At 71.5% G+C, this 12229-nt stretch carries 8 protein-coding genes; 5 read left to right on the forward strand and 3 right to left on the reverse strand.

Annotated features, from left to right (window positions below; all coding sequences use genetic code 11):
- Positions 1-8: 8 nt before the first annotated feature.
- Positions 9-1475: a dihydrolipoyl dehydrogenase family protein gene (locus C6569_RS20540; protein ID WP_106750609.1), complete on the reverse strand. Its 1467-nt coding sequence runs from the start codon at positions 1473-1475 to the stop codon at positions 9-11.
- A gap of 206 nt (positions 1476-1681) precedes the next feature.
- Between C6569_RS20540 and C6569_RS20545 the strand changes: the two genes are divergently transcribed.
- From C6569_RS20545 to C6569_RS20555, 3 genes are all read left to right on the forward strand, one after another.
- Entirely contained in the window at positions 1682-2647 is a 966-nt protein-coding gene (locus C6569_RS20545) for a radical SAM protein (protein WP_245898179.1), read from the forward strand.
- The gene (locus tag C6569_RS20550) at positions 2644-3282 is read left to right on the forward strand and encodes a glycosyl transferase family 2 (protein WP_106750610.1); all 639 of its coding nucleotides are present in this window, start codon (positions 2644-2646) and stop codon (positions 3280-3282) included. The genes C6569_RS20545 and C6569_RS20550 overlap by 4 nt, the downstream gene beginning before the upstream one ends.
- A gap of 100 nt (positions 3283-3382) precedes the next feature.
- On the forward strand, positions 3383-5797 hold the full coding sequence (locus tag C6569_RS20555) for a glycogen/starch/alpha-glucan phosphorylase (protein WP_106750611.1): 2415 nt from the start codon (positions 3383-3385) through the stop codon (positions 5795-5797).
- Between the two features lie 6 nt (positions 5798-5803).
- Here the strand turns inward: C6569_RS20555 and glgX are convergent, their stop codons facing one another.
- The gene (gene glgX / locus C6569_RS20560; RefSeq protein WP_106750612.1) at positions 5804-7855 is read right to left on the reverse strand and encodes a glycogen debranching protein GlgX; all 2052 of its coding nucleotides are present in this window, start codon (positions 7853-7855) and stop codon (positions 5804-5806) included.
- A gap of 181 nt (positions 7856-8036) precedes the next feature.
- Here glgX and glgA point away from each other — a divergent pair, with 181 nt between their 5' ends.
- Entirely contained in the window at positions 8037-9572 is a 1536-nt protein-coding gene (gene glgA, locus C6569_RS20565) for a glycogen synthase GlgA (RefSeq protein WP_106750613.1), read from the forward strand.
- 20 nt (positions 9573-9592) lie between these two features.
- On the opposite strand, the gene C6569_RS20570 is transcribed toward glgA, so the two are convergent.
- Entirely contained in the window at positions 9593-9895 is a 303-nt protein-coding gene (locus tag C6569_RS20570) for a DUF2934 domain-containing protein (RefSeq protein WP_106751172.1), read from the reverse strand.
- 108 nt (positions 9896-10003) lie between these two features.
- On the opposite strand from C6569_RS20570, the gene glgB reads away from it, so the two are divergent.
- Positions 10004-12229: a 1,4-alpha-glucan branching protein GlgB gene (glgB, locus tag C6569_RS20575; RefSeq protein WP_425440686.1), complete on the forward strand. Its 2226-nt coding sequence runs from the start codon at positions 10004-10006 to the stop codon at positions 12227-12229.

The following is a 12229-nucleotide window of genomic DNA, read 5'->3' on the forward strand; positions in this document are numbered from 1 at the left end:
GTGCCTCCTCAGGGGATGAAGCGTTGCAGGAAGCCGACGACGGCGCGGGTCGTCGGGCCGAAGAGCTTTTCCGTGAAATGGCTCCCCGCCGCCCGTTTCGAGGCTTCCGACAGGGTCGGATAGGGCAGAACGAGGCCGGCCACGGCGCCGATCTTCAGTCCGGAGGCGATCGCCAGCGCCCAGAGGCCGATCATCTCGCCGGCGCGCGGGGCGACGATGGTGGCCCCGAGGATGCGGCCGCGACTGCCGAGGACGACGCGCACGAAGCCCTCGGTGCGGCGCTCCGCCTGCGCCCGGTCGTTCATGGCGAGGGGCGAGGAGAGGACCTCCACGTGGTGGCCGGCCTTGCGCGCCTCCGCCTCCGTCAGGCCGACCTGCGCGAGTTCCGGGTCGGTGTAGGTCACCCGTGGCAGTGCGGCGTAGTTCACCTTGGCCGGCAGCAGGAACAGGGCGTTACGGATGACGATGCCCGCCTGGTAGCCGGCGGCATGGGTGAACTGCGGTCCGCCGCAGACGTCGCCGATGGCGAAGACGGAGCGGTTGCTCGTGCGAAGCCGCGCGTCCACCGTGATGCCCTTGTCGCTGGCGGCGATGCCGGCGGCGTCGAGGCCGAGGCCCTCGACGTTCGGCCGCCGCCCCGTGGCGACGAGCAGGTGGCTGCCGGTGATCGCCGGCCCGCCGTCGGCGAGTTCGAGCGTGACCCCGTCCGCGGTGCGCCGGACGGAGGCGACCTTGCGGCCCTCCATCAGCGCGACGCCGTCGGCGAGCAGCGCCGCCCGCACCACCGCCACCGCCTCCGGCGCGTCCCGTCCGAGGATGGACTGCTGTTCGATCACGGTGACCTGCGATCCCAGCCGGCGGAAGGCCTGCGCCATTTCGACGCCGATGGGGCCGCCGCCCATGACGACGAGGTGCTCCGGTCGCGCGCGCAGGCCGAAGATCGTCTCGTTGGTGAGGTGGCCGCTCTCGGCGAGCCCCGGCACCGGCGGCACGGCGGCGCGCGAGCCCGTCGCCACCACGAAGCGCCGCGCCTGGATCCGCGCGCCGCCCGCCTCCACCGTGCGCGGGTCGAGGAAGCGTGCCGCGGCGCGGATCACCATGACCCCGAGGCCTTCGAAACGCTCCACGCTGTCGTGCGGTGCGATGGCCGCGATGACGCCGTGGACATGGTCGTGGACTGCGTCGAAGCGGATGTCGGGGGCAGGGTACCGGACGCCGAAGGCCGGGCTCGCGGTCGCCGCATGGGCCATGTGGGCGGCGGCGATGAGCGCCTTCGAGGGCACGCAGCCCGTGTTGAGACAGTCGCCGCCCATCTCGCCCTTCTCGACGAGGACGACCGAGGCGCCCATCTGCACCGCGCCGGCCGCGACCGACAGCCCGGCGGAGCCTGCGCCGATGACGCAGATGTCGCAGCGGATCGCGTCGCCGTCGTGGCTCGGGCGCCTCGCGGCGGGGTGGGGGTCGGTCGTGTCCATCGGCAGTGTGAACCTTTCAGCGGGCGGCTTGTTTCCCTTCGCGGGGGCAGGGCGGACCGTTTCCTCCCCCACACGAACTTGTGTCCGCCGCCGCCGTCGCCGCCTGTTCCGCGGCGCGCCATGGTGACGGCGACGGCGGCTTCCGGTGTAACGTCTTGCCGCCGGAATGCGAATGCGGACGAAACGCCGCGAGGGAGTGAAGCCTGTTGCAGCAGACCATGCGAGAGCCCGGCGGCCGGACCATCGGCAAGTTCGAACATCCCGCCGTCACAGCCAAGGGCGAACGCCGCGCCGCGGTCGCGCTGAAGCGACTGGAGACCCTGTGGTTCAACACCGGCACGCTCTGCAACATCACCTGCGCCAACTGCTACATCGAGAGCTCGCCGAAGAACGACGCGCTCGCCTATCTGACCCTCGCCGACGTGCGCGCCTCGCTCGACGAGATCCGCCGCGACGGCCTGCCGGTGACGCTGGTCGGCCTCACCGGCGGCGAGCCCTTCATGAACCCTCAGATCATCGCCATCCTCGAGGCGGTGCTGGAGGCGGGCCACGAGACCCTCGTGCTCACCAACGCCATGCGGCCGATGATGCGCCACCGCGCCGCCCTGCTCCGGTTGCGCCAGGCCCATGGCTCCAGACTGCGCATCCGCGTCTCGCTCGACGACTACCGCGCCGCCGTCCATGACGCCGAGCGTGGCCCCGGCGCCTTTTCCAAGGCCATGGACGGCCTGCGCTTCCTCGCCGGCCACGGCTTCCGGCTGGAGCTCGCCGGACGGCGCCTCGCCGCCGATGCCGAGGCGGGCTCGCGCGAGGGCTACCGCCGCACCCTCGCGGCGGAGGGCATCGTCCTCGACTGGGACGATCCGGTGAGCCTCGTCGTCTTCCCCGAGATGCGCGCCGACGCCGATCCGCCGGAGATCACCGAGGCCTGCTGGGGCATCCTCCACAAGAGCCCGGACGAGGTCATGTGCGCCTCCGCTCGCATGGTGGTGCGCCGCAAGGGGGCGGCGGGGCCCTCCGTCCTCGCCTGCACGCTCATCGCCTACGATCCCGCCTTCGAGCTCGGCGCGACCCTGAAGGAGGCGGCCCGGCCCGTGACGCTCAACCACCGCTTCTGCGCCACCTTCTGCGTGCTCGGCGGGGCCGCCTGCGGCGCCGCGGCGCCGGCGTGACCGTCGCGGTCGAGCACCGGCGGACGGCGGCCGTCGATCCCCCGGCCTTCAGCGTCGTCGTGCCGCTGGCGGCGGACGAGCCTCCCCCTGAAGGCCTGATCGCGAGCCTGCCGGACGACATGGAGGTCATCCTCGCCCGCGGCGGCAGCCGCGCCGAAGCCCTCAATGCCGGCGCCGTGGCGGCGCGCGCCGCCGTCCTCTGGTTCGTCCATGCCGACACGCGCCTCCCCGAGGGCGCGATCGAGGCCCTGCGCGCCGCCGTCCGCCGCGAGCCCGGGGCCCTGCTCTTCTTCGACCTCATCTTCGACGGCCCGGCCGTCATGGCCCTGAACGGCGCCGGCGCCCGCCTGCGCTCGCGTCTCTTCGGCCTGCCCTTCGGCGACCAGGCCCTGTGCCTCGACGCCGCGCTCTTCCGCCGGCTCGGCGGCTATCCCGCCGTGGCGCGCGGCGAGGACCACCTCCTCGTCTGGCGCGCCCACCGCGCCGGCGTGCCGGTGCGGCCCGTGGGGGCGAGCGTCACCACCAGCAGCCGCCGCTACCGGGCCCGCGGCTGGGCCCGCACTACCGCGCTCCACCTCGCACTCACCCTGCGCCAGGCGGCGCCGGAAGTCCTCGCCTGGCTCAGGGGACGCTGACCCCTTGTGGTATCGGGCGCCGGTTGCCGCGCCCCGCGCCGGCGGCGTAGGCCTGTCGCTGGTCCCGAGGGATCGCCCCCACCTGCGAGAAGGGTTCGTCATGCACCAGCAGCCATCGCGCGCCGCCCTGCGCCAGACCCTGCTCGGCAAGCTGCGCTACTCCCTCGGCCGATCGCCGGAGGATGCCGTCGACCACGACTGGCTCACCGCCGCCATCCTCACCGTGCGCGACGCCATGGTCGACGCCTGGCGCCCGCCCTCCACGCCGGTCGGCAAGCGCGTCTATTACCTGTCGCTCGAATTCCTCATCGGCCGGTCGCTGAACGATTCCCTCGGCAATCTCGGCCTGCGCGAGGCGCTGCGCGACGTGCTCGCCGAGTTCGGCCAGTCGCTGGACGCACTGGAGGCGCTGGAGCCCGACGCCGCCCTCGGCAACGGCGGGCTCGGGCGCCTCGCCGCCTGCTACATGGAATCCATGGCGAGCCTCGGCGTGCCGGCCATCGGCTACGGCATCCGCTACGAGCACGGCCTGTTCCGCCAGGTCATCGAACGGGGCGAGCAGGTGGAGCGGCCCGAGGACTGGCTCTCCTTCCGCAATCCCTGGGAGTTCGAGCGCAGCGACCGCGCCTACGAGATCGGCTTCGGCGGCCGGGTCGAGGAGGGCGAGGGGGACGGCGCCCATTGGGTTCCGGCCGAACGCGTCCTGGCGGTGAGCTACGACATGCCGGTGGTCGGCTGGCGCGGCCATGCGACGACGACCCTGCGCCTCTTCCGCGCCCGCGCCGTGGAGCCGCTCTTCCTCGAGGCCTTCAACCGCGGCGACCTCGCCGGCGCCGTGTCGGAACGCGTGCGGGCCGAGGCCATCTCGCGCGTGCTCTACCCGAACGATTCCACGCCCGAGGGCCAGGAGCTGCGGCTCCGGCAGGAATACTTCTTCACCGCCGCGGCACTCCGGGACCTCGTCCTCCGCCACATCCGTGACGGGGAGGACCTGCGCACCCTGAACCGGCGCGCCGCGATCCAGCTCAACGACACCCATCCGGCCCTGGCGGTCGCCGAGCTCATGCGCCTGCTGGTGGACGAGCACGGCCTCGCCTGGAACGAGGCCTGGGAGGTGACGCGCGGCAGCATCGCCTACACCAACCACACGCTCCTGCCCGAGGCGCTGGAGACCTGGCCGGTATCCCTCATGGAGCGGCTGCTGCCGCGCCACATGCAGATCATCTTCCGCATCAACGCCGTCTTCCTCGACGCCGCGGCGAAGACGCCCGGCCATCCCGACCTCGCGGTGCTGTCGCTCATCGACGAGCATCACGGCCGGCGGGTGCGCATGGCCCATCTCGCCTTCGTCGGCTCGCACAGCGTCAACGGCGTCTCCGCCCTGCATTCCCGGCTGATGGAGGAGACGGTCTTCGCGCCGCTGGCGCGCATGGCGCCGGGCCGCATCCGCAACGTCACCAACGGCGTCTCGCCGCGGCGCTGGCTGATCGGCGCCAATCCCGCCCTCGCCGACCTCATCGCCGAGACCTGCGGGCGCGAGCGCCTGGACGACCCCGTCGACCTCACGGACTTCGCCGCCCGGGCCGGCGACGCCGCGTTCCGCGAGCGGCTGGGGGCGATCAAGCATGCCAACAAGGAGCGGCTCGCCCGCCGGCTGAAGGACCAGCTCGGCCTCGCCGTGGATCCGCGCTGGCTCTTCGACGTCCAGATCAAGCGCATCCACGAATACAAGCGCCAGCTCCTCAACATCCTGGAGACCATCGCCCTCTACGACACGCTGCGCGCCGAGCCCTGGCGCGACATCCCCCCGCGGCTGAAGCTCTTCGCCGGCAAGGCGGCCTCCAGCTACGTGACCGCCAAGACGATCATCCGGCTGATCAACGACGTCGCCTCCGTCATCAACCACGACCCGGTGACGCGCGACCGGCTGAAGGTCGCCTTCCTGCCGAACTACAACGTCACCCTCGCCGAGCTGATCATCCCCGCCGCCGACCTCTCCGAGCAGATCTCCACCGCCGGCATGGAGGCCTCGGGCACCGGCAACATGAAGTTCGCGCTGAACGGCGCCCTCACCATCGGCACGCTGGACGGGGCCAATATCGAGATCGCCGAGCGGGTGGGGGAGGGCAACATCGTCATCTTCGGCATGACGGCCGAGGAGGTCGCGGCGGAGCGGCGGGCGCCACGCCGGAGCGAGGAGATCCTGAGCGGGCAATCCCGCCTCGCCGACGTGCTCGATGCGGTCGCTTCCGGTGCCTTCTCCCCCGGCGAGCCGGACCGCTACCGGCCCCTCGTCGACGCGCTGAAGCGCGACGACACCTTCATGATCCTCGCCGATTTCGCCGCCTACGAGGCGGCGCAGCGCCGGGTCGACGGGCTCTGGCGGGACGCCGGCGCCTGGCAGGGCATGGCCGCCGCCAACATCGCGGGCTGCGGCTATTTCAGCGCCGACCGCTCCATCCGCGACTACGCCCGCACCATCTGGAACCTGCCCCCAGCCGACTGGCGCGGCTGAGCCGGCTCAGGCGAGCACCATCAGCGAGCGGGGGCCGAGGATCACCGCGCCCTCGACGGGATCGCCGCCCTCGGCTTCGGTGCGCACCTGCACGCTCCACGCCCGCCCCTCCTCCCGCTCCGGCAGGGTGAAGGAGACGCCGTTCTCGGAGGCGTTGAACAGCACCAGCGCCTCGCTGAACCCCTCGGTCGCCTCCGGGCAGACCATGAACAGCGCGATGGCGCGGGCGAGGTCGTCGTCCCAGTGCTCCTCCTCCTGGTCGCCGCCGGCGGGATTGAGCCAGCGCAGCACCACCTCCTCGCGGAAGCCGGCGCGGCGGAAGATGGCGTTCCCGGCGCGCAGCCGGGTGAGGTCCTGCACGAAGCGGGTCATCGCCTCGCCCTCCTCGCCGATCTCGTCCCAGTTGAGCCAGCCGATCGGATTGTCCTGGCAATAGGCGTTGTTGTTGCCCTCCTGCGAATTGCCGAACTCGTCGCCCGCCAGCAGCATCGGCGTGCCGTGCGAGAGGAGGAGGGTCGCCATCAGGTTGCGCGTGTGGCGGCGGCGCAGGCCGAGGATCTCCTCGTCGTCGGTCGGTCCCTCCGCGCCGAAATTGATCGACAGGTTGTGGCCGTGGCCGTCGCGATTGTCCTCGCCGTTGGCCTCGTTGTGGCGCTCCTCGTAGGCGGCGAGGTCGGCGAGAGTGAAGCCGTCATGGGCGGTGACGAAATTGACGCCCGCCCAGGGCCGGCGGCCGCGCTGGTCGTAGATGTCGCCGGAACCGGTGACGCGGGCGGCCATGTCGCGCAGCAGGCCGTTCTCGCCCTTCCAGAAGCCGCGGATCGTGTCGCGGTACTTGTCGTTCCACTCCGCCCAGCCCGGCGGGAAACTGCCCACCTGATAACCGCCCGGCCCGATGTCCCAGGGCTCGCCGACGAGCTTCACCTTGCGTAGCACCGGGTCCTGGCCGATGGCGTCGAAGAAGCCGCCGCGCGGATCGAAGCCGTGCGGCTCGCGGCCGAGGATGGTGCCGAGGTCGAAGCGGAAGCCGTCCACCTCCATCACCTCCACCCAGTAGCGCAACGAATCCAGCACGAGCTGCAGCACGCGGGGGTGGCTGGTGTTGACCGTGTTCCCGGTGCCGGTGTCGTTGATGTAGTAGCGGTGGGCGTCCGGCATCGTCCGGTAGTAGGAGAAATTGTCGATGCCGCGGAACGACAGGGTCGCGCCGCGCTCGTTGCCCTCGGCGGTGTGGTTGTAGACCACGTCGAGGATCACCTCGAGGCCGGCGTCGTGATAGGCGCGCACCATGTCGCGGAAGGATGCGAGACCGTTCCGGCCGAGATAGCGGCCCATCGGCGCGAAGAAGGCGATGGAGTTGTAGCCCCAGTAGTTCCTGAGGCCGAGGTCCTCCAGCCGGTGGTCGTCGGCGAAGGCGTGGATCGGCAGGAGCTCCACCGAGGTGACGCCGAGGCTCTTCACGTGGTCGATGATCGCCCGCTGCCCCAGACCGTCGAAGGTGCCGCGCAGCTCTTCCGGGACGGACGGATGCAGCTTCGTCAGGCCGGCGGCATGGGCTTCGTAGAATACCGTGCGGTCCCACGGCACGCGCGGCGCCGCCGGCCGGCGGGCGTCGAGGCCGAAGTCGCTCACCACGCCCTTCGGCATGAAGGGCGCGCTGTCCTGCTCGTCGAGGGTGAGGTCGGCGTCCTCTTCCGTCCCCAGGACGTACCCGTAGACGGCGGGGTCCCAGGCGATGGTGCCGTGCAGTTCGCGGGCATAGGGATCGATGAGGAGCTTGTTCGGGTTGAAGCGGTGGCCGTCCTCCGGGCGGAACGGGCCGTGCACGCGGTAGCCGTAGAGCTGCCCCGGCTTCAGCCCCGGCACATAGCCGTGCCAGACCTCGTCGGTATATTCCGGCAGGGTCAGGCGGGCGGTCTCGGTGTGGCCGCCGTCGTCGAACAGGCAGAGTTCGACGCGCTCGGCATGGGCCGAAAACAGCGCGAAATTGACGCCGTCGCCGTCGAAGGTCGCGCCGAGATCATGGGGCACGCCCGGCATCATTCGCATGGCTGTCATGGGGGTTCTTGAAACTCTCGCGCGCAGGCGATCTGCACGTTCTGGCCAGCAACGCGACGGTCCCGAGGGGGTTCCCGCGGGCGCCGGGGAGGGCCCCATCTTTTTTGCGGTGCAATAGGAACTTCGTCACTCGCCCTGTCGTTGTAGCCATGACGTCCCCCGTAGATCCCGCGAGCGTGCCATGCAGGTCTTCGAGCGCCCTTCTGAAGAGCCTCTGACTACCGACGGCCCGACGCTCCTTCCCGAGGCTCTCGCCTCGCCGGAGGAGCGCGTCGAGGCACCTCCCGCCCTCGGCGGCCGGCGGCCGAACGTTCTCTTCGTCACCCCCGAAATGGGCGACTTCATCAAGGCCGGCGGTCTTGGCGAGGTTTCCGCCTCCCTGCCGCGCCAGCTCACCCGCCTCTGCGACGTCCGCGTGCTCATGCCCGGCTACCGAGAGGTGCGCCGCAAGGGCGGGCACATCGACGTCGTCAGGTCCATGCCCGGCTTCGCCGGCCTTCCCGCCTGGTCGCTGGGACGGCTGACACGGCCTGACGGTCTCATCGTCTATGTCGTCCTCTGCGACGAGCTCTACGACCGGGCCGGCTCCCCCTACGGCCCCTTCGGCGCCGGCGACTTCGCCGACAACGACGTGCGTTTCGCGCGCCTGTCTTTGGCCGCCGCCGAGGTCGCGGCGGGCGAGGCCGACCCCAACTGGAAGGCCGACATCCTCCACGCCCACGACTGGCCGGCGGCTCTCGCCCCGCTCTATCTCGCCACGCGCCCCGGCCGGGACAAGCCCGCCTCCATCCTCACCATCCACAATCTCGCCTATCAGGGTCTCTACGGCGCCGACCGTCTGCAGGCGCTCGGCATCCCCGACTCCGCCTTCACCGTGGAGGGCGCCGAGTTCTACGGCCAGCTCTCCTTCCTCAAGGCCGGCATCGCCTTCTCGACCCACATCACCACGGTCAGCGAGACCTACGCCCGCGAGATCACCTCGCCGGAGCACGGCTGCGGCCTCGACGGCATGCTGCGCCGTCGCTACGCCGCCGGCGAACTCACCGGCATCCTCAATGGCATCGACGACCGCATGGTCATGCCGCCGGACCAGGCCCTCGACCCGCGTGCGCTCGGCGACTGGAAGCGCGCCAACGCCCGCAAGGTCCGCAAGATCTTCGGCCTGACGCCGTCGAAGGGCCCGCTCTTCGCGGTCATCTCCCGCCTCGTCCACCAGAAGGGCGTCGACCTCGCGGTGGAGGCGGCCGAGACGATCATCGCCGGCGGCGGCCAGCTCGTCGTCACCGGTCGCGGCGAGCCCGAGCTCGAGGAGGCGGTGGAGCGGCTCGGCGAGCGCCATCCGGACGCCGTGGGCGTCCATATCGGCTTCGACGACGAGGAGGCGCGGCAGGTCTTCGCCGGCAGCGACTTCCTGCTCATGCCCTCCCGCTTCGAGCCCTGCGGCCTCAGCCAGATGTATGCGCAGCGCGCCGGCAGCCTGCCCATCGCCTACCGCACCGGCGGCCTCGCCGACACCATCGACGACGGCCGCTCGGGCTTCCTCTTCTCGAGCCTGTCCTCGTCCAGCCTCGGCGGCGCGGTGAACCGGGCGCTGGGCGCCTATCGTCGTCGCGCCGACCTCATCGCCATGCGCCGCAACGCCATCGCCAAGCGCTTCGACTGGACCGGTGCGACGGCCCGCTACGCCACCATCTACTCACGCGCGCTGGAGGTCTGATCCCCCTTGGCGGTCCCGGTTCACGGCTCCTCGCGCTTGCGCCGTCCCGGTGCCTTCCGGGGCGCCGCGGCGGGAGTCTTGCCGTCGGCCGCCTGTGACGGCGCCGCGGCGCCGCGCGGAGCCCGGACCTTGGCGGCGGGCTTCCCGAGGACGGCGGTTCCCCTCTCAAGGGCCGTTTCGCTCCCCCTGTCGGCAGTGGACGCCGGCGGCGTCGCCGTCACTTCCCGTTCGGCGGCCTGCCAATGGGCCTCGGCCCGACCGGTCGGTCGGCCCTCCGCTTCCCAGATCTCATAGGCTCGCTTCTCGATCATCATGCGCGACATCCGCCGCCTCCTTTTCCATCTCGCCGCGCCGCCCCCGAAGGCGGCCGTGCGGCTCCCGTTCAACAATGCGCCCCGCCGTGCCGGGTTTCCTCGGTGGGGGATCGCGCCGTGGTGATCCGCCGCTCCACCCCGCGCGCCAGCGAGACCGTCGCCGCTCCCGGCTCGAGCCTGCCGGCGGGCGTGGTCTCCGCCCTCCTCGCCGGCACCCACGGCGACCCCTTCTCCGTCCTCGGCCCCCACCGGGAGGGAACGGGCCTGCGCATCCGCGCCGCGCTGCCCGGCGCCTATTATGCGGAAGTGGAGCCCGCCGGCGGTGGTCCCACGACACCGCTCACGGAAACGTCGCCGGGTTTTTTCGAGGCCCTCCTCGCCGAGCCCATCGACTATCGCCTCGTGGTCCACTGGGCCGGCGCCGTGCAGCGCACCGTCGATCCCTACGGCCTGCCGGCCCTGCTCTCCAGCGACGACCTCCACTGGTTCGCCGAGGGCCGCCACCGCGACCTCGCCCAGCGCATAGGCGCCGTGCCCTGCCGCCATGCCGGCCACGAGGGCGTCGCCTTCGCCGTCTGGGCCCCCAATGCCCGCGCCGTCTCGGTGGTCGGCGACTTCAACGGCTGGAACCCGGCCCGTCACCCCATGCGCCGGCGATGGGAGGCGGGCGTCTGGGAGCTGTTCATCCCCGGCCTCGCGCCGGGCGCGACCTACAAGTTCGCCATCACCGGCCCCTCCGGCGAGCGCCTGCCCTGGAAGGCCGACCCGCTGGCGCGGCGCACCGAGACGCCGCCCCGCACCGCCTCCGTCGTCGCCCCGCCGCCGCGCTTCGCCTGGACCGACGGCGAGTGGATGGCCGCCCGCGCCGAGCGCGACGACAGCCGCCGCCCGATGGCGATCTACGAGGTTCACCTCGGGTCCTGGCTGCGCAGCCACGAGGGCCACGAGGGAAGCTGGGCCGAGGCCGCCGATCGGCTGATCCCCTATCTCCAGCATCTCGGCTTCACCCATGTCGAGCTGATGCCGATCGCCGAATATCCGTTCGGCGGCTCATGGGGCTATCAGCCGCTGTCGCTCTTCGCCCCCACCGCACGGCTCGGCGATCCGGCCGACCTGGCGCGGTTCGTCGACCGCTGCCACGCTGCCGGCATCGGCGTCATCCTCGACTGGGTGCCGGCGCACTTTCCCGGCGACGAGCACGGCCTCGCCCGCTTCGACGGCACGGCGCTCTACGAGCACGAGGACCCGCGCGAGGGCTATCACCCCGACTGGAACACGATGATCTACAACCTGGGGCGCCGCGAGGTCCGCGGCTTCCTCATGGCCTCGGCGCTCTGGTGGATCCGCACCTTCCACCTCGACGGCCTGCGCGTCGACGCCGTCGCTTCCATGCTCTACCGCGACTACAGCCGCCAGCCGGGCGAATGGATTCCCAACGTCCATGGCGGCCGCGAGAATCTCGAGGCCGTCTCCTTCCTGCGCGAGCTCAACGACCTCGTCGATGCCGAAGGCAACGGCGCCGTCGTGATCGCCGAGGAATCCACCGCCTGGCCCGGCGTCACCGCGCCGACGGACGAGGGCGGGCTCGGCTTCCATTTCAAGTGGAACATGGGCTGGATGCACGACACGCTGCGCTATTTCGGGCGTGACCCGATCCACCGGCACCACCACCCGAACGACCTCACCTTCGGCCTCGTTTATGCCCATTCCGAGCATTACGTCCTGCCGATCTCCCATGACGAGGTCGTGCACGGGAAAGGCTCGCTCATCGCCCGCATGCCCGGCGACGACTGGCAGCGCTTTGCCAACCTGAGGCTCTTCCTCGGCTGGATGTGGGCCCATCCCGGCAAGAAGCTGCTCTTCATGGGCTGCGAGTTCGGTGCCGAGGCCGAGTGGAACGCCGATGCGCCCTTCCCCTGGCCGGCGGAGGACGCCGTGCTGCCGCGCGGCGTGATGCGGCTCATCGGCGACCTCAACCGCGTCTATCGCGACACCCCCGCCCTCCACCGGCGCGACCGCGAGCCGGACGGCTTCCGCTGGATCATCGCCGACGACCGCGACAACCAGGTCTTCGCCTTCTTCCGCAGCGACGGCACCGACGAGGTGCTCGTCATCGCCAACATGACGCCCGTGCCGCGACTCGGCTATCGGGTCGGCGTGCCGCGGCCCGGCCTCTGGCGCGAGCTCGTCAACAGCGACGCGGCGATCTACGGCGGCTCCGGCCTCGGCAACGGCGGAGGCGTCGAGGCCGACCCCGAGCCTTCGCACGGCGAAGCCTGTTCCCTGAGCCTCACCCTGCCGCCGCTCGGCATCCTGATCCTCGCGCCCGAAGGACGCGGCTGA

The organism is Phreatobacter cathodiphilus (assembly GCF_003008515.1).
Lineage (GTDB): Bacteria > Pseudomonadota > Alphaproteobacteria > Rhizobiales > Phreatobacteraceae > Phreatobacter > Phreatobacter cathodiphilus.